We start from the raw sequence: 18,206 nt of genomic DNA on the forward strand, positions 1-18,206 counted from the left end.
GTCCCTAAGAACTCCGCCTTACTCACCTACGACCTCGCTACACCTTGCCCAGCGAAAGACCTTCGAGCATTTTTTCGGCCGCGTCGCTTTTGTTGAGCACGTAGTAATGGATGCCGGCGACTTGGTTCTCGAGTAGATCGATCGTCTGCTTGCGAGCATGCTCGACACCGATTTCAAACTGCTCCGCGTCGTCTTCGACGGCGTTCATCGCGGCGGCCAGTTGATCTGGGATACGGGCTTTGCACAAACCGGCAATTCGTTCGGCTTGCCGAAAATTGGTCACCGGCAGAATGCCTGGGACGATTGGGACATGGATCCCCGCCTGATCGCACGCGTCTCTGAAACGATAGAAATCGTCGTTGTCATAGAACAACTGCGTCACCACAACGTCGGCACCGGCATCGACCTTTCGTTTTAGGTTGGTCAAATCGGTCGCCGCATCGATGGCCTCTTGATGAACTTCCGGATAACCCGCGACGGCGATACCAAACTCGTCGGCGAATTCGCTACGGATCAATTCCACCAATTCATTGGCGTAACGCAGCCCACCTGCGACGGCTTGAAATTCGGTGCTGCCCTGGGGTGGATCGCCGCGCAAGGCAACGATGTAGTCGGCCCCGCGTTGTTTTGCTTCTCGCAAATAATCACATAGCTGGTCCACCGTCAGCCCGACGCAAGTCAGGTGCGATGCGACGGGTAAATCCGTCGCTTGACGAACCCGCTGAACGACATCGAGTGTTTTTGTTTGGGTCGATCCGCCCGCCCCATAGGTGCACGTGAAAAACGCGGGACCGAACTGTGTCAATCGTTCAACATTACGTTCCATCAGCTGCATCCCTTTGTCCGTTTTTGGGGGAAACAGTTCGAACGAAATGGTGCAGCCCTCGCCTCGGTATTGATCGGCAAGCTTGGTCGTGGAAGTCATTGTCGATCGAAAATCCTTGTGGGATGAAGAATTGTGCAATGAAGAATCTTGTGATTTGAACATTGGTTGGTGGTCCCATTGTATCGCCCCGGCAGAATTCGCCCATAAGGCCCCCAAAAGACCATGAGAACTCCCATTCTGGAAACGTGCCTTCAGCAATCGACACCCTCTGAGGCTCTTCCGGATGCCGCGTTCCGATCTTGATTTTAGGATAAACCCAATGGGGTTCGCCACGGTTTTGCCGCAATGACCGCGGCGAACGCCTGTCGACTGATTGACCAGACTTATGATTGACCAGACTTAAATGACTGGTAGCGACAAAGCACGAGCCGCTTCCGTCTGGAGACGGAATCCCACCTCATCGATGCAAAACTTGACCTCGCTGGGCGTCCTCCCTAGACTCGCGGGCCACCCCGCCGAGGCAATCTGGCGACTCGTTGACGCGAACGGAAAGATCGACGTGATCGTTTGATGAAATTCGCAAGCACAGAAATTCGCGAGCATTGGGCCAACTCACTAGAATAGCGGCCCGTCCCGCCAGACGCTCCACGCCCCACCTTTTCTCACACGCTTCTCCATCGGTGCCAACCTTGATCGATGCTGCTTTGTTCGGACTGCCGGACCCATTCGGATTCTTGACGACCGAGGCTGTCGCCCAATCGACACCTCACATGTTTGGACTGACGAGTCTTTTCGGGCAACCTTGTTTGGGACAGCCTTGTTTTCTAGCTCAAGCCGCGGAGTCCGTCGTCGCCGAAACGACGCTTCAGCCGGCGCCGTTGATCGCCTTGCTGGCGATCGGAATTGCGTTGCTGCTAGTGCTCATTTTAAAGCTAAAACTTTCCGCATTCCTGGCGCTCTTGATCGTTTCGGTCCTCGTCGCGGCGACCAGTCGGTTGGTGAACCCCGAAGCGGTCCCGTTGACGCAAGTCGCCGATACGATCGTCACCAGCATGGGCGGCGCCCTCGGTTTTATCGCCACCATTATCGGCGTCGGCGCGATCTTTGGGGCGATCCTAGAACACAGCGGCGGCACTCAATCGCTCGCCAATTACTTGGTGCGAAAGTTTGGCGCCAAACACGCGCCCTGGGCAATGTTGCTAACCGGCTTCATCATTTCTGTACCGGTGTTCTTGGACGTCGCCTTGGTGATCCTCGCTCCGTTGCTGTACGCCCTGGCACGAGACACCAAACGTCCGTTCCTACACTTCGGGTTGCCACTGGTCGCGGGGCTCGCGGTCACTCACGGCTTTGTACCGCCAACTCCGGGACCGGTCGCGGTCGCCTATTTCCTTGGCGTCAATCTGGGTTGGGTGATCCTGTTCGGTGTCCTGGTCGGACTGCCCACGGCGTTGATCTGCGGTCCTCCTCTTTGCATCCTGCTCAGCAAGGGCGTCGAACTCCCGATGCCGGAAGAAGAGTTCATCGAAGAGACCAAAGTTGAGCTTCCGTCGGTCGGTTTTATCCTGGCGTTAATCGGATTGCCGATCGGAATGATTCTGGCCAATACCATTGTCGAACAGTGGTATGCATCAGGTTTACCCGAAGGCCTATCCCGTCAAGAACGCGGTGCCCAACTTTCGCAGTTACTCGCCGACAGCCCGCTGCCGATGCAGTTAATCTCGTTCTTTGGTCACCCCGTCATCGCGTTGCTAATCTCGACCATCATCGCGTTGTATTTCCTTGGCACCCGCCGCGGTGTTGACCGCGAAACGTTACTGGACATTTCGACCAAGGCCCTGGGACCGGCGGGAATCATCATCCTGATCACCGGTGCCGGCGGTGTCTTCAAAGGCGTGCTTGCGGCGACTGGGATCACCGATGCGATGGAGATCATGTTCGCCGACTCGGGCATCTCGGTGCTGCTACTGGCATGGATGTTCGCCACACTGATCCGAATCGCCCAGGGTTCCGCGACGGTTGCGATGCTGACCGCGGCCGGGTTGATGGGGAACTTCACGGTCGGCATGACGCAGCCTCAACTGGCTCTGATCGCGGTCGCGATTGCTGCCGGTGCGACGGGCTTCTCTCATGTCAACGATTCCGGATTCTGGATGATTTCCCGGTACTTCAAAATGAGCGAAGGACAAACGCTTCGTACCTGGGGCGTGATCTCGACGTGTATCTCCTTCGTCGGCTTCGGCATCGCTACCATCCTTTGGCAATTCTTCGGCTGATGGACCGCCGATTCGCCACGAAGACTCTTTTGCAAGCATTTCCGCTATGCCCATGGTCGATCCATTGGTCGCCGACGAGGGGAATAGGGGGGCCGCGCGACGTCGACAATCGCGGTGATTTGAAAGTCGATCTGGCGGTCGCCGGGGAAAAAGCCTAGCCTGATTTTGCTCGGCAACTACGTAGCTTTGCCGTAGTTGCTCTTTTCTTTGGATTAAAAAAGCAACACGAAGGATCGTGACCATGTCAGCTGGCGAACGAACACCGAAATCCGAGTTTCGGAAACGTAGGGACGAACAAGCGACGACACCGACTCCCGTCATCGCGACGATTCCGGTCGATGATCTAACACGACCGCATTTTCTGGTCAGCCGGATGAGTGCGATCGGGGACACGATCCTAACGCTGCCGGTCGCATGCGCGTTGCGAGACCGATTTCCCAATGCGACGATCTCTTGGGTCGTCGAAGAGAAATCCTCGCCGATGGTGCGGCGTCATCGTGCGGTGGACAATGTGATTGTTTTGGAACGCGGCTGGTTCACGTCGCCGAAACGATTGCGTGCGGCACGAAAGCAACTCCGCGAATTGAACGTCGATATCTCGGTCGACTGCCAAGGCATGACCAAATCCAGTTTGGCATGCTATTTGTCGGGCGCCGCGCATCGAGTCGGCTACGCCGGTAAGCATGCTCGCGAATTGAGTCGCTGGTTTTCGAACGTCAAAATCAATCCGGTATTTCATCACCTCACCGACCGTTCGCTGGAGCTTTTGATCCCGCTCGGAATCAACTCGCCAACGATCCGCTGGGATCTGCCCGTCGCCGCCCCGGCACGCGCGTGGGCGCAGCGTTACCGGAGCACCATCGATTCACCCAAGGTCGCGATCCTGAATCCCGGGGCGACTTGGCACAGCAAACGTTGGTTACCCGAACGGTTTGGTGAAACGGCGCGATACCTTCGTGATCGTTACGGTTACCAATCGATCGCGGTCTGGGGCACGCCGCTCGATCGCGCGATGGCGACCGATATCGTTTCCACCAGCCAGGGCGCCGCAATCTTGGCCCCCGACACCGACCTGCAACACCTAGCCGCGATGATTGAAACCTCGGATCTGTTTATCAGCAACGACACCGGTCCACTACATATGGCCGTCGCGGTGGGGACCCAAACGATCGGTCTTTATGGCGCCACGCAACCAGGTGACAGCGGCCCGTACGGCCAGATCGCGATCCAAAAAGCGGTCGAAACCGGGAACTCAAGACAACGACGCCAGGCATCTAATCAAGCGATGCGGGCCATCGAAGTTCGGCACGTTTGCGAAGCGATCGACCAGATCGAAAGTGAACGCAAACTGTTGGTCGCCGCTTGATGAGTGACACTCCCAACCACAGCGATCAGACGGCGACGGTTCGGCACCTGCGTGACGTCGTCGAACGGTTCGTTGCCGAACGTGACTGGCATTCGTTCCACAACCCGAAAAACCTGACGATGTCGTTAGCCATCGAAACAGGTGAATTGATGGAACACTTCCAGTGGTTGACGTTGGAAGAATCTGCGGTCGTCAAAGACGACCCCAAACGTAAGCATGACGTCGGCGAAGAACTTGCCGATTGCTTGTCATACCTGCTCGCGCTGGCAAACATGATGGACATCGATGTCACCACGACGCTGGAAGCAAAGATGAAACGCAACGCGATCAAGTATCCCGTCCCCTGAAGTCAGCCGCTCGGCCGACATCGTTCGGTAGACTCGCCTAACGATCCGCTACAGCCCCAATTCTTTTCGCACGTTTTCCGGCGTCGCAATCGTTCTCGGACGTGTCGCTTTCCAAGAAGCGAACACGGCCATCAAAGACAAACAGATCGCGCCACCGACGATGTTGTGGACTTGCCACGCCGGCAACCCTTGGTCGAGCGCCGTGAACAGAGTGAACGCCCAGTTGGTGATCTGCCATGCCGGGTCATAGCTGATCTGCTGATAGTCATAGTAATGAAGCTGCAACGAATACGGCAGCAACGCGGCGAGTACGGCGACGACGACGAACGCCGCCAACCCGATCTCGACGCGAGGGTTATTGCGAAGCCTGATCGCCCACATCATCACCCGTACGATGACCAGATAGCCAACCACATAAGAAGCGTACAGTAGCCCGGGGTCACCGATGTAGGCATTCAACCGCCCGATACCAGTCCCACGGGCGATCCCCGTATTTGCGATGTACTGGACCGACAACTGCTGCAGCACCGTCAACAATCCGATACACGTGATCGCGAAAATGGTCCCGGTCGCCGGACCCGGCGTCAGCCAAGTCAGCATCAAACGGGCGAGAAAGCTCTGTGGCAATTCGCGTCGGATTCGCGGCGTCATGGTGTCGCTTTCGCTGACCATCATCGCACCGCTGATCGTCCAAATCGCCGACAGGACAAACAGACTGATCATATAAATCCCGATCCCACGCTGTTCCAACAGAACCAATGACGCGGCGCTGATGGTCACACAGACCACGGTGAAACCGAGTAATGAAAGCCGTATCGCCGTCGACCGATTTTCCGTTTCGGGTGTCAACTGCGCCGCGGTCGCGGTCAGCATCAAATGCGACGCGGCTATTGCAAAGGCGACCGTCGCCAACACGGTGAAAACCAAATCCGTTGTCGTCAGCGGGTTCCCGTAAAACACCATCCCGATCACCATCGCGCTGACGCCATATTCGGCCAACAGCAGAACGATAATCAGCACCAACATGGTCATCACCCGGCCGCCTCGACCTTTGGACACGGGCGCAAAGAACAGCCCCATCACCGTTAGCACCATCCCGGCGACGGCCAACGATCCGATGATCAGCAACGTTGTCGGAAGATCAACACCGCGAAGTGAGTAGGCGTACGCCAGGCATGGAAACAAAGTGACAAAGTAAAGCAACATTTGCAGCATCGCGCTGAACAGCTTTCCTAACACGATCTGCCAAGGCGAAAGTGTTGTGATCGATAGCAGTTCCAGCGTCCCGTCATCGATCTCGCTTTCTAGCGACCGATAGGCGGCCAGCGGCACGACCAACATCATCGGCAGTGCCAACACGGCGTAGTAGCCGATCATCATTCGTGGTGCCGATGGCGAGGTATAAATCTGCGGCATCATCGAAAGGCTGCCCGCGACCGTCCACGCCAATGCCGCAAATAGGATCAACGAAAACGTCACCACAAACTGGCGACTCTTAAGCGACTGCCGCGTTTCCTTGACCAAAATCGGATTGATCGCATCGCCGAACCGTTCGCAACGCCGATCGAGCGAGTCGAGCCAATCGGCAAAAAAGCTGACGGGCGATTCCTGTTGTTCCACCGCCAAACTCATTGCACCAACCCCTCGGTGACTTGCAAAAAGACATCTTCCAAACTTTTCTTGCGCGCCGACACTTCGGCAACTTGAAAGCCTTCGGCGACCAGTCCCGAAACGATCGCGGCTTGCTCACTCAGGTCACCGCTGAAACCGAAGCGAACGAGTTGTCCGTCGACAACGATCGAACCGAGGTCGACGTGCGGTTGCAATCGCTGCAAGCTGGCGGTGAGATCGTCTTGACGATTCAAGATTCGCAACGTCAGCTCCGCTTCGGTTTGCATCTCCTTTTGGATGTCGTCGACATGGCCGGTCGCCAATAGCTGTCCTTGTTCAATGATCCCCACCGCGTCACACATCTCTGCGAGTTCGGTCAGAATATGACTGCTGATCAAAATGGTTTTACCGCGATCGGCAAGTTCACGAATCATCTTTCGCAATTCGATTCTGGCACGCGGATCCAGTCCCGCCGCCGGCTCATCAAGGATCAAGACCGCGGGATCATGAATGAGCGCCCGCCCAAGACACAGCCGCTGCTTCATCCCTTTGCTCAGCCCGCGAATCGGTTTGTCCGACATTTTTTCGGTCCCGGTGAACCCGATCACCCATTTCAGCCGTTCGTTTCGCTCACGGCCGACCAGCCCATACGCTCGGGCAAAAAAGTCCAAGTATTCGCGGCAGTTCACGTCGCGGTACGTTCCGAACGAATCGGGCATGAACCCTAAACGCTTACGGACAAGTTCAGGATCATTCACGACGGAGAACCCGTCGACGAAGGCATCGCCGTAGCTGGGCAGATCCAACGTCGCCAAGATCCGCATCGATGTCGTCTTGCCGGCGCCGTTGGGGCCGATGTAGCCAAACACTTGGCCCTTCTGGACCTCGAAAGTGATGTCGTTGACCGCCTTGGTTTTGCCAAAGAATCGGTGTAGTCGCCGCAGTTCAATGCTGGGCGTGTCGGCGGAGTGGACGTGTGGAACTTGATCGGCCGACCGGACTTCGAGAGCATCGGTGCCTCCCGAAGCGGCCTCGCTCGCAGTCAATTCATTCACAGGTTGTTCGTTCATGGCATCGTCCCCATCACATATCGAACGCTTTCGACAGCTTCGGCATCGGCGACCGGAACGATGTCACCGGAAACATCCGAAATCCCGACGAACGAGCCGTTGGGCAAGTCGCCTTTGATAAACAGTTGTTGGTTCAGCCAAATTTCGACCAACCCGTCGACCGCCTGGGTGCTATTGCCGGAGATCTGCCGGTTGGCCACCACCAGCAAATCACGTGTCTTGTCATCGCGTTTTGATCGATTCGATCGAGACGTCGATCCGACCGGGCGGTAATCGGTATACAGCGAGCCGAGAAGCTCGGATGATTGGCGATCGTCGCTCATCCATTTCGCTTGCACCGTTTCGCCAGCCGGCAAGCGAGTGGCGTGCCAATACCGCCCGTCCGCCGATCGTACGACCACACTTCGCAATTCAAAATCGAGCGTGCTGGTTAGATCGACCGTCGTCTGATTGTCCGATTTACCGCCCGAATCAAACGGAGTCAGCGAACCGAGCTGCAACGATCCGAGCTGCTGACGGATGCGATTTTCGATGAATTGTGTCTGTGACCGCGAAGGCAAAAACGAAGGCGTCCAGCGTTGGATGCCACCTTCGATTGTGACCCGTTGCCGAACGTCATTGACGCGACGATCGATGTCTTCCCAAGCCGTCTCACCACCGGGATATGGATAGATTTCACTCTCGGCATCAAACGTCAATCCTTCGGTCGGACTGATCCCGGCGAACAACGTCACGCGACTACGTTCGAACGCGTCCCCGCTCGCTCCATCAATCCAAGTCAATTGACGAACGCGGGTCAACGTGCCAAACCCATCGGCGACAATGCTGTAAGAAAACATCAGCGTTGTCGTGAGAAGTGCCAGCACCGGCGCGATCAAGAACATCAGGTGCGATCGATGGCTGCGCGTCGTCCAGCGATAAGCTATCGGGCCGACCAAAATCACAAACAATGTCAAAATACCGATGAAGGTATAAACCGGCGGCTGAGCAACTCCGGGTATCAACCAGCGACGATGACGACTGTCACCCAGGATCGGGTCGACGCCTCGGCGAAGCATCGGTGACGCCCGTAACCCGACCGTCCATTGCAAAATCGAAGGCAGCACGTTTCGATCGATCTCGCCCGATCCGATGGAAACCACACTACCGGCGGACGCTGAATAAAACGTCGCGTCATTCCACAATTCCTGTGCGCGCTTCAACGTGGCGGCATACTCCTCCGACCAGTCTTGCAATGCTCGCAAGTCCGCCGGATTGGTCGACAATGCGTTGCCGGGAATCCACTGGCCATTGGAAAGCGAAATTCGGTAGCCATTTCGAGCCGCGATCGCATTGGATAACGCTTGTTCGGCCCAGCGATCCGCGTATCTCAGTAATCCGTTGGCAGACACAAACGCTTCATTGATGGCCGTCAGTTGCTTTTCTCCTTCCACCAACGGTGGCCCCAGCGTCAACCGCAAACGCTGGGTCAATTCCGTCGATGAAAGCGCTTCGGAATCTTCCGCCGCGACACACACCAATACACCACCGGCCATCGTCCAGTGGCGAATCGCATCAATGATTCGTCGGCGAGGCACCGAGTCGCCTGAGCGTTCGGCGAGCTCGTCGCGTCCGCTCGTCTCGCCGCCAAGTTCTTCGGGATCGCCGGGTTCGCCGCCTTCGGCAGACTCGACGACTTGTTCGGAAAAGAACGACGCATCGACTAGCAAGCAATCGTATAGCTGTAGCAGACGCCAATCGGTTGGAAACTGTTGCTCATCGATCGTCTCAACGGCGCCGTAAACGGGCGTGCGAAAGTAATCAACGTCAGGGGGGCCAGGCACCGAGGACAGCTCTAAACCCAACACACCGATGTTGCTGACCATTTCGTCAGGCATCAATAGCAATGGATTCCGAGCCGGACGATCCGGTAACGGGTTACCGATATTGGCCGTGTACTCGGGGATCGGATCGCCGTCTTCGAGCAGGTCGATCCGATAAGTGTCACCGAGCGTCCACTTGGAAAAGACATGGTCGATCTGGACCGTTCGAGCACCTTGATCAAATGTGATCGGAATCGTCACGCTGGTCGCGTTTTTCGCAGGTAAGTGCTTTTCCACCGGCGTCAACCGTATCGCCAGCTGCCGCTGTGCGGCCAGGGGGCCGACCGTTGACTTCAGCGTTGCTTTGACCTGAACGTTCCCAACGGGAAACACATTTCGAAGTTCAAGATCGCCAACCAATCCCGCCGTCGGCGAGACCTTGCCGTTGATATCGAGGCTAGGAAAGTTCGCCTTATAAATGCCAATCCCCGCCCGGCTGAACATCGCCGCTTGGTTGACGGGTTGAGCATCGACGTGAACTGGAAAACCCACTGACACGATCGCAACGAGCACCCCAACCGCCGAAAACCATCGCAACCGGCCCGGCCGACGGCTTTGTCGCGGCGAACGCAAGTTCGATCCCGAACCCACATTGGCAGCGTTTGGCCGACCGTCAAATTGGAAATAATGGTTGACGCTCGGCATTATGAATCCGTGGGGTCCCGAGGAGCAAAAATCTGAGGCGGCAACTGGTCTTCGGCGAACGGGCTGTGCGCGGCGTCCTGCGTTTCGCGGCCGATCGGATAAAGCAACAAAAACAAGCCGATCACTTCAATGCCGACCAGCGACACCGTCGACGTCAGAAATGCCAATCCCGCGAAGCTAGTTCCCGTCAGTCTCGCGACCAACAGTTGCACGCCGGCAACCATCAAGGCCACGCCAACTAGCCGGGGAAACATCGCGACGGCCCAGCTGAGCAAGAACAAGGCGACGAACAACACAAAGCAACCAAGCAAATACCCGAGCCCGACGGCACCGGCGATCGCGTAGGCCCCGCCATCGCCGGCCGCCGAGACAACGGCGATCACGATCGCACTCGCGGTGGTCAATCCGAGCAGCGAGCGAAAGGAGATTCGCGGAAGCAGCCGACTCGGTAACACGGCTTCAGGATCGGCTTGCCGCCCCCGTTGGCCGGCTACCAAACCAGAACGGTGGGGTGAATCCATAGTAGTACTGGAACAGACAGATAAGAAAAGCGGGAGCGACCACCCTCCGTCGTGATGGTCTCGTGTCTCAGTCTAACGAGTTCGCAAGTCCACCGTGTGATTCCCGCGGCGACGGTTCTAGGATCAGCCGCATGGCGTTCGCCACGGTTTCGAGGCGATCACCGGGCTGATGAGTCGAGCCCGAAGACTCGCCCCCCGTATTTTCAAATGGAACGAAACACCGAAAGCCAATGCTCGTCTGCAAAACGTGTCGGTGAGGACCCCGGTACGGCGAGTTCTCCCGTTTAAGCGGCCGGGAAACGAATAAATTCCAATGAATTATCGGCTGAGCACACCCCGCAGGGATCGTTCGGCCGAAAGTGGCTCAATACAAAATGACCGGTTTGAAAACCTCCTCCGAAAACCGCCGAACGCCGGCATGTGAGCCGCCTTAGCTCGCCGCAGACCTAGTTTTCTCGACGCAGGGCCCGATGCTAGACACCATCGACACGCGGTTTTCGGCCCCAATCGTAGCTGGGTGAACGTCTGCTGAGTGTCGCGGCGAAGTGATGGAGTGGCTGATCGCGGGGGAGACAAGCGGAACAATCCATGTTTGCCCTCGACGAAAACCGCACCGTCTAGCTAAACTCTGTGGCTCGATCGAATTCCCGCCCCACTTCTGTAACTCATAATCCCTCTGAAACACCGTGATTTTGATCCTCAAGGGCGGTGCGACCGAGCAACAAATCGACCACGTCATTCAACGTGTCGAATCGCTCGGCCTAAAAGCCCACCTTAGCCGCGGCACGTTCCGCACCATCGTCGGAATTATTGGCGATGAGTCGGAAATTGTGGTCGAATCCATCCGTGCGATCCCCGGCGTTGCCAAAGTGGTACCGGTTTTGCCACCCTACAAGCTCGCGTCGCGCGAAGCCCACCCAGAATCCAGTGTTGTCGACGTCAGCGGAGTCAAGATCGGGGGCGGCCACGTCGGCCTGATCGCCGGTCCTTGCAGTGTCGAAGAAGAGGACCGCATGCACCGGATCGCCGAGTCGATCGCGGCGGCGGGTGCGAACATCCTCCGTGGCGGTGCATTCAAGCCGCGGACCAGCCCGTATGCATTTCAAGGCCTCGGCGAAGAAGGTTTGCGACGCCTACGTGATGTCGGCAACGCACACAGCCTTCCGGTCGTCACCGAAGTCACCGACCCGCGTTTGGTCGAGTTGGTCGCCGAGTACGCCGACATGCTTCAAATCGGCGCTCGCAATATGCAAAACTTCGCGCTGCTCAACGAAGTCGGCGCCTCGAAGCGCCCCGTGCTGCTCAAACGTGGCATGTCAGCAACGGTCAATGACCTGCTGATGTGCGCCGAATACATTCTGTCCCAAGGCAACCCGAACGTTGTCTTGTGCGAACGCGGTATCAAAGGATTCGATCCGGCGACCCGCAATTTGTACGACGTCGCTGCGGTCCCGCTGGTCCAACAACTCAGCCACCTGCCGATTATCGTCGACCCTTCGCATGCGACCGGAAAACCTGAACTGATTCCCGCTTGTGCGTTGGCCGGACTGGCCGCCGGGGCTGACGGCGTTCACGTCGAAGTCCACGATTGCCCCGAAGTCGCCAAGAGCGATGGGCCGCAAGCATTGTTGCCAGAGCAGTACGCCGAGCTTGCTCAACAAATGAAAAGCCTCGCCGAACTACTCGGAAAAACCGTTTCACCATTGCCGGAGACCACCGCGTGAGCCGCCGAACCATTATCGCCGGAAACTGGAAGATGAACCTGCGAGCCGACAGTGCGGCCTCGCTTGCCAAAGGCGTTTGCGACGCGGTGGGCGAAAACCCCGATGTCGAAGTCGCCGTCTGCCCGCCTTCGGTCTACCTGCATCTGACTTCCGACGTTCTCGCCGGCTCGGCCGTCGGTCTGGGCGCACAAAACCTGTACCCCGCCGACGATGGTGCCTACACCGGCGAAGTCAACGCGGCCATGCTGTCTGATTGCGGCTGCCGTTACGTCATTCTGGGCCACAGCGAACGACGCGCGTTGATGGGCGAAACCGACCAGCAAGTCAGCGAGAAACTTGCTGCCGCCCTTGCCGGTAACCTTATCCCGATCGTCTGTGTCGGTGAAACATTGGAAGACCGCGAGTCGGGCAAAACCGAAGACGTCGTCGGTACCCAAGTCCGCGGATCGCTCGCAGGCCTCGACGAAGCACGCGCCCCCGGTGTTGTGATCGCCTACGAACCGGTCTGGGCGATCGGCACCGGCAAGACCGCCTCGCCCGAACAAGCCGAAGAAGTCCACGCGTTTATCCGTCAACTGCTCGGCGAGCTGTTCTCCGGTGAAGTCGCCGACCAAATGCGAATCCAATATGGCGGCAGCGTCAAACCTGGTAATGCCAAGGAATTGCTCGGCCAACCGAATATTGACGGAGCACTCGTCGGTGGCGCCAGCCTGAAAGTCGACGACTTCGTCGCTATCATCAACGCCGGTTGATCAACGGAATGTCACACGGCGATTTTTGACGAAACCATACAAACCAAACCTAAACGGACTGTGAGATCCAATGACTGATTCAATTCATTGTGCCGTCTCGATGCCTTTCGATGCCCTCCCGCTGCACACTCTTCCGCTCGCGTCCCTTGGTAGCGCCGCGATCGGATGGGTGATGTTCATGCTTTCGCTCTTCCTGATCCTGCTGATCCTCGTCCAACGCGGCAAAGGCGGTGGACTCGCCGGCGCCCTCGGTGGCCCCGGCGGACAAAGCGCCTTCGGAAGTAAAGCGGGCGACACGTTCACCCTGATCACCGCCGTTTCGGCAATCATCTGGGGTTTGGTTTGTGCGGTCGCGATGTACACCCTCGGCGTCCCACCGGTCGCTTCGGTTGATGAAGACCTCGACCTCGAAACGCCCCCGGCGTTGGTCTCCCCCGGCTCCGAAGGTGCACCAGCGGGTGGACTCGGTGGTCTTGGCGGACTGGAAGGTCTCGACAGCGGTCTCCTCGGCGGTGACGCAGACATGACCGCCGCCGATGACACAACGGAAGACACCGATGCGAGCGAGAACGACGCGTCCGACGAAGCGGCAACAGAAACCCCATCGGCCGAGCTTGCCCCCACTACCGGTGACGCTGCACCTGCCGACGCAGACTCTGCCGACGCGACCAACGAAACCGAGTCAGCCGAAACTGATTCTTCCGACGAATAGACTTTGCCGATGACGTCTGCCCCCGCCGCCCAGTCTGCCGAGAACGCCTCGAGCGATTCAACGGACAGTTCGCGCGCGTTCGCGGTGTCCAGCATGACCGGGCAGGGCCGAGCGACAGGTGACAGTGCACTCGGAACCGTGACGATCGAACTGCGGGCGGTCAACCACCGCGGCTTCAAGTGCAGCCTGCGCAGCCCCGAGTCGGTCTCGCCTTTGGACGCCCGCATCGAAGCCGAGTTACGCCGACACCTGCATCGTGGTGCGATCAACGTCAACGTTTCGCTCGAACGTGCCGGGGGACAGACCCCCGTTCAAATCAACGCGGCGGTGCTGGCCGATTACTTGCGTCAGTGTCAGCAAGCGATTCAAGAGAGCGGTATCTCTGGCAATCACATCACCCTGAGCACGGCCTCGTTGGTCTCGCTCCCCGGTGTCCTGTCGGGTGATCACAGCCGACAAAACGACAACCAATTGTGGAATCAAATCCGTGCGGTCGTCGCGGCCGCGGCGACGGATTTGATCGAGATGCGGCAACGCGAAGGCGGAGCGATGGCTGAAACGCTCATCGCCGATTGCTCCACCGTCCGTCAACACGTCGACTCGATCGCCGTACTCGCCCCCCAAGTCGCCGATCGATATCGTTCGCGATTGGAGACCAAGGTCAATCGTTTGCTGGCGGAGTTCGACGCCCAAGTCGGTCCGACTGATCTGCTACGTGAAGTCCAGCTGTACGCCGACCGAGCCGACATCAGCGAAGAAATCACTCGCTTAGGAAGCCACTTGACGTTGTTCGAAGCCGTCCTGCGTGGCAAACACGAGCACGCCAAGGCCGCGGGCCCCACTCAGCCGTCGCAGACGCAGTCGCCTCAGCCGAAGGGTGCTGCCAACCGAGACGAGCCGGCCGGGCGCCGGCTGGACTTTATCACCCAAGAGATGTTCCGAGAAACCAACACGATCGGATCGAAAGCCAATCACGCTGACATCTCGGCATTGGTCGTCGAGATCAAATGTGCGATCGAACGGATGCGTGAACTGGTTCAGAACCTAGAATAGCGAACACGCACGCTGAACAGCGAACACGCACGCACGCTCGTCGACTGCGATCTAGATACACTTCCATGAACGAATCCCCCGCCGCCAAGTTGATTATCATTTCCGGGCCCAGTGGTGCCGGAAAATCGACGGTGACCAAACGGCTCTTGTCAGAGTGCGAACTGCCGCTACGGATGAGCGTTTCGGCGACCACCCGTCAGCCTCGCCCTGGTGAAATCCCCGGAAAAGCCTATCATTTCGTCTCGCAAGCGGAATTCGACAAACTGCGTCAAGAGAACGCGTTTCTCGAATGCAAAGAAGTGTTCGGACGCGGACACTGGTACGGCACTCTGCGAAGCGAAGTTGTCGAGGGAATCAAAGCGGGCGAATGGGTGATTTTAGAGATCGATGTTCAAGGCGCCTTGGACGTGATGCAACACCCCGATCTCGAACACATTTCGCTGTTCATCCATCCCGGTTCAATGGAAGAACTCGAGCGACGACTGCGTGACCGGGGAACCGAAAGCGAGCAGGCGATCGAACGCCGAATGGAAACGGCCGCCGGGGAAATGCGATTCCTGCACGAGTACCAATACGAAATCATCAATGGGTCGGTCGACGCGGCCGTCGCCCAAGTTTGCCGAATTCTGAAAGACCACCAGGAGAACCAGGTATGCTCGAAGAGCTAAAAGACGAAGAAACCGTCAACAAGGTTGGCGGACGATTTAAGTTGAGCACGCTGATCCAAAAGCGTTTGGTGCAACTCAACCAAGGCAGCCGCGCGCTCGTCAACGCGGATACCCATGACAAGATGTCGATCGTTTTAAAAGAGATTCTGCAAGACAAGATCTTTCTTAACACCGATAACGAAGTCGAACAGGTTACCGAGTTGGACTTGGACGCGACCATCGCCGCCGCCGAATCTCCCGATCTCGATCCTTCTGATCTGTAAGGCAGCGGTGTGACCAAGACCGCCGTATCCGATCCAACATTGGGCCAACAGGACTCGGCCAAACGAATCCTGTTGGCGGTCGGCGGTGGGATCGCAGCCTACAAATCTGCGACATTGTGCAGCCGCTTGGTCCAAGCCGGCCACCGTGTCCAAGCCACGATGACCCGGGCGGCCACCGAATTCCTCGGTCCCGCCACCCTCACCGCGCTGTCCGGTCGCGCGGTAGTCACCGAATCTTTCTCGCCCCGGCATCCGCTCGGCCCCCACATCGAACTGGCTCGCGACGTCGACTTGATGATCGTCGCACCGGCGACGGCGAACCTGATCGCCAAATTCGCTCAAGGCATCGCCGACGACCTGATCAGCACGCTGTACCTGCAAAATGTTGCCCCGGTTTTGATCGCCCCGGCAATGAGTGATCCGATGTGGGGCAAACCATCCGTCCAACGCAACGTCCGGCAGATCGCCGAAGACGGATGCCACCTGGTCGGCCCCGAATCGGGCTGGCTTTCTTGTCGCGTGCGTGGGTACGGTCGGATGAGCGAGCCGGAAACGATTCTTGATCATGCCTTAAAAATCCTTTCCGTTCCCGATCGACGATCTCGCGACGGAAGCTAAGAATATCGCCTCCGCGATCCAGTTCATTTTTCGAAAGCCCGATCCATGCCCCTCTTCGTTTTTGGCCATCGCAATCCGGACACCGACGCGATTTGTGCCGCGATCGCCTACGCCGATTTTCTCCGCCGGACGACTCGTCCGGATGCCATCGCGGCCTGTTGCGGTGCCCCAAACCAACGAACGGAATTCGCCCTCAAGAAAGCCGGCCTCTCGCACCCACGGATCGTCATGGATGTGCGTCCGGTGATCGAAGACGTCTGCCAAACCGACGTGACTCTGGCCACCTGCGAAGAGGTGTTTTACGAGGTTTATCGCCGCATGGACGACCGGGGACTTCGCAGCATTCCGGTGGTCGACCGTGACAAGAAGTTGGTCGGAATCGTTACCCTGTTGGACCTTCTGGAACTGGTCCTCAACAGCAACGTCGACCCGACGACGGCACGACAAGTCCGCACCAACCTTTCCAAGATTGTCTCAGTCTTGGGCGGTGAATTCCAACATGCCGTCGAACCGGACCGCGACGAAGATTTGATCGTCAGCGTCGGTGCGATGAGCGCCGGCGGGTTTACCGAACACATCAAACAATTTCCCGCCGAGCGTTTGATCGTCGTCAGCGGTGACCGTCCCACGATCCAGTTACCCGCGCTGGAAGTCGGCGTCCGCGCCCTTGTCGTCACCGGCGGGTATGAACTCAGCGACGGCCTGATGCAACTGGCACAAGCCCGTGGGATTTCGGTCTTGCGCAGCCCGTTTGATACGGCAACGACGACGATGCGGATCAAAGCCGCCCAGCTGATCAGTGGCGTCGTGGAATCGGACTTCATGTCACTGCCGGCCCGCATGCCCGTCGCCGATGCCCGCCGTGAAATCTTTCGTTCGCCACAAACGATCTTTCCCGTTCTCGAAGACGGCGAGCTGGTCGGAGTGCTCAGTAAAAGCGACCTCGTCAATCCACCCAAACCCGAATTGGTCTTGGTCGACCACAACGAGATCGGCCAAGCGGTCGCCGGGGCCGACGAAGCACGGATCATCGAAGTCCTCGACCACCACCGGCTCGGCGGTTCCTTGAAGTCGACCGAGCCGATTCGTTTGACGATGGAACCGGTCGGTTCAACGTGCACGCTGGTCGCCAAAATGTTCCAACAAGCCGGCATCGATCCCGATCCCTCGATCGCCCTTTGCATGGCTTCTGGGATGATCAGCGACACGCTGTTCTTGCGTTCGCCGACGACCACCGACACCGACCGCAACATGCTCGATTGGCTGCAGCGATTCTGTAGCGTCCAACTCGATCAGTTCGCCAACGACTTCTTCAAAGTCGGCTCGGCCCTGAGAACCTGCAGCCCCGACGAAGTGGTCCGCGAAGACTGCAAGCACTTCGAAGAGTCGGGACAGAAATTTTCAATCTCACAAATCGAAGAAATCGGCTTCGACCTCTTTTGGCAGCGCAAGAAGGAACTTTTCGGTGCCCTCGAAAGCATGGCAAACTCGCAGCAATTGGAATTCAGTGCGCTTTTGGTGACCGACATCGCCAGCAACGGCAGTTTGTTGTTGATGAGCCGGGAACCGGAGGGCTGGGAAGAGATCAACTATCCAGAACTTGAGGACCGGCTCTATCAACTCGATGGCGTCGTCAGCCGCAAAAAGCAACTCCTCCCGCTGATCAGCAGCCTCATGGAATCGCACTGACGCAGCGATCGGGACGTCGAATCGCAAGAATGACTGCAGTGGGGCCATGAATTAGCCGAAACAGCTTCAATCGAACGATCCAACCGCTTTCTATGGCGATGATTTAACAAATCGTCGTCAACTGACGGCTTGCACGAACCTGTTTCGTATTGGATACTTCTTGATTGACGGGCCAGCCCTCGGGTGTCGGCCAGTCATCAATC

The 18,206-nt window shown here is 57.7% G+C and carries 16 protein-coding genes; 11 read left to right on the forward strand and 5 right to left on the reverse strand.

The genetic code is table 11. The annotated features are described in order from the left end of the window. Positions 1-37 precede the first annotated feature (37 nt). A complete protein-coding gene (gene metF / locus FYC48_RS02880) occupies positions 38-925 on the reverse strand; it encodes a methylenetetrahydrofolate reductase [NAD(P)H] (protein ID WP_149495167.1) in 888 nt (295 codons plus the stop codon). 581 nt (positions 926-1,506) lie between these two features. Here metF and FYC48_RS02885 point away from each other — a divergent pair. From FYC48_RS02885 to FYC48_RS02895, 3 genes are all read left to right on the forward strand, one after another. Then, positions 1,507-3,102, forward strand: coding sequence for a GntP family permease (locus FYC48_RS02885; protein WP_200836521.1), 1,596 nt, complete (start codon positions 1,507-1,509; stop codon positions 3,100-3,102). Positions 3,103-3,343: 241 nt separating this feature from the next. Continuing rightward, the gene (locus FYC48_RS02890; RefSeq protein WP_235034039.1) at positions 3,344-4,468 is read left to right on the forward strand and encodes a glycosyltransferase family 9 protein; all 1,125 of its coding nucleotides are present in this window, start codon (positions 3,344-3,346) and stop codon (positions 4,466-4,468) included. Next, entirely contained in the window at positions 4,468-4,815 is a 348-nt protein-coding gene (locus FYC48_RS02895) for a nucleotide pyrophosphohydrolase (RefSeq protein ID WP_149495168.1), read from the forward strand. Before FYC48_RS02890 ends, FYC48_RS02895 begins: the two co-directional genes overlap by 1 nt. 48 nt (positions 4,816-4,863) lie before the next feature. On the opposite strand, the gene FYC48_RS02900 is transcribed toward FYC48_RS02895, so the two are convergent. The 4 genes from FYC48_RS02900 to FYC48_RS02915 form a co-directional block, all read right to left on the reverse strand. Continuing rightward, on the reverse strand, positions 4,864-6,447 hold the full coding sequence (locus FYC48_RS02900; RefSeq protein WP_149495169.1) for an ABC transporter permease: 1,584 nt from the start codon (positions 6,445-6,447) through the stop codon (positions 4,864-4,866). Beyond that, positions 6,444-7,496, reverse strand: a complete 1,053-nt coding sequence (locus FYC48_RS02905; protein ID WP_149495170.1) for an ABC transporter ATP-binding protein — start codon at positions 7,494-7,496, stop codon at positions 6,444-6,446. Before FYC48_RS02905 ends, FYC48_RS02900 begins: the two co-directional genes overlap by 4 nt. Beyond that, positions 7,493-9,850: a hypothetical protein gene (locus FYC48_RS02910; RefSeq protein ID WP_149495171.1), complete on the reverse strand. Its 2,358-nt coding sequence runs from the start codon at positions 9,848-9,850 to the stop codon at positions 7,493-7,495. Before FYC48_RS02910 ends, FYC48_RS02905 begins: the two co-directional genes overlap by 4 nt. A 152-nt stretch (positions 9,851-10,002) precedes the next feature. After that, positions 10,003-10,524 carry a hypothetical protein gene (locus tag FYC48_RS02915; protein WP_149495172.1) on the reverse strand — a complete coding sequence of 174 codons (522 nt, stop codon included), beginning with the start codon at positions 10,522-10,524 and terminating at the stop codon, positions 10,003-10,005. A 686-nt stretch (positions 10,525-11,210) separates the two neighbouring features. Here FYC48_RS02915 and aroF point away from each other — a divergent pair. From aroF to FYC48_RS02955, 8 genes are all read left to right on the forward strand, one after another. Beyond that, complete coding sequence (aroF, locus tag FYC48_RS02920) at positions 11,211-12,248, forward strand: 3-deoxy-7-phosphoheptulonate synthase (RefSeq protein ID WP_149495173.1); 1,038 nt, start codon at positions 11,211-11,213, stop codon at positions 12,246-12,248. Then, a complete protein-coding gene (gene tpiA, locus FYC48_RS02925; RefSeq protein WP_149495174.1) occupies positions 12,245-13,000 on the forward strand; it encodes a triose-phosphate isomerase in 756 nt (251 codons plus the stop codon). Before aroF ends, tpiA begins: the two co-directional genes overlap by 4 nt. A 70-nt stretch (positions 13,001-13,070) precedes the next feature. Further along, positions 13,071-13,712: a preprotein translocase subunit SecG gene (gene secG / locus FYC48_RS02930; RefSeq protein ID WP_235034040.1), complete on the forward strand. Its 642-nt coding sequence runs from the start codon at positions 13,071-13,073 to the stop codon at positions 13,710-13,712. Between the two features lie 9 nt (positions 13,713-13,721). Beyond that, positions 13,722-14,765, forward strand: coding sequence for a YicC family protein (locus FYC48_RS02935; RefSeq protein WP_149495175.1), 1,044 nt, complete (start codon positions 13,722-13,724; stop codon positions 14,763-14,765). Between the two features lie 65 nt (positions 14,766-14,830). Then, positions 14,831-15,433 (forward strand): guanylate kinase, encoded by a 603-nt coding sequence (gene gmk, locus FYC48_RS02940; protein WP_149495176.1) that lies wholly within the window; start codon positions 14,831-14,833, stop codon positions 15,431-15,433. Then, on the forward strand, positions 15,418-15,696 hold the full coding sequence (locus FYC48_RS02945) for a DNA-directed RNA polymerase subunit omega (protein ID WP_149495177.1): 279 nt from the start codon (positions 15,418-15,420) through the stop codon (positions 15,694-15,696). The genes gmk and FYC48_RS02945 overlap by 16 nt, the downstream gene beginning before the upstream one ends. Positions 15,697-15,705: 9 nt before the next feature. After that, positions 15,706-16,314, forward strand: coding sequence for a flavoprotein (locus FYC48_RS02950; RefSeq protein WP_230777276.1), 609 nt, complete (start codon positions 15,706-15,708; stop codon positions 16,312-16,314). Between the two features lie 45 nt (positions 16,315-16,359). Beyond that, on the forward strand, positions 16,360-18,003 hold the full coding sequence (locus FYC48_RS02955) for a putative manganese-dependent inorganic diphosphatase (RefSeq protein ID WP_149495178.1): 1,644 nt from the start codon (positions 16,360-16,362) through the stop codon (positions 18,001-18,003). The last annotated feature ends 203 nt before the right edge of the window (positions 18,004-18,206 follow it).

The organism is Roseiconus lacunae (assembly GCF_008312935.1).
GTDB classification, from domain to species: Bacteria; Planctomycetota; Planctomycetia; order Pirellulales; family Pirellulaceae; genus Stieleria; species Stieleria lacunae.

Coding starts and splice junctions, on each gene's coding strand:
- metF (WP_149495167.1), bottom strand. CDS start 925: ATGACTTCCACGACCAAGCTTGCCGATCAATACCGAGGCGAGGGCTGC.
- FYC48_RS02890 (WP_235034039.1), top strand. CDS start 3,344: ATGTCAGCTGGCGAACGAACACCGAAATCCGAGTTTCGGAAACGTAGG.
- FYC48_RS02895 (WP_149495168.1), top strand. CDS start 4,468: ATGAGTGACACTCCCAACCACAGCGATCAGACGGCGACGGTTCGGCAC.
- FYC48_RS02900 (WP_149495169.1), bottom strand. CDS start 6,447: ATGAGTTTGGCGGTGGAACAACAGGAATCGCCCGTCAGCTTTTTTGCC.
- FYC48_RS02905 (WP_149495170.1), bottom strand. CDS start 7,496: ATGAACGAACAACCTGTGAATGAATTGACTGCGAGCGAGGCCGCTTCG.
- FYC48_RS02915 (WP_149495172.1), bottom strand. CDS start 10,524: ATGGATTCACCCCACCGTTCTGGTTTGGTAGCCGGCCAACGGGGGCGG.
- secG (WP_235034040.1), top strand. CDS start 13,071: ATGACTGATTCAATTCATTGTGCCGTCTCGATGCCTTTCGATGCCCTC.
- FYC48_RS02935 (WP_149495175.1), top strand. CDS start 13,722: ATGACGTCTGCCCCCGCCGCCCAGTCTGCCGAGAACGCCTCGAGCGAT.
- gmk (WP_149495176.1), top strand. CDS start 14,831: ATGAACGAATCCCCCGCCGCCAAGTTGATTATCATTTCCGGGCCCAGT.
- FYC48_RS02945 (WP_149495177.1), top strand. CDS start 15,418: ATGCTCGAAGAGCTAAAAGACGAAGAAACCGTCAACAAGGTTGGCGGA.
- FYC48_RS02955 (WP_149495178.1), top strand. CDS start 16,360: ATGCCCCTCTTCGTTTTTGGCCATCGCAATCCGGACACCGACGCGATT.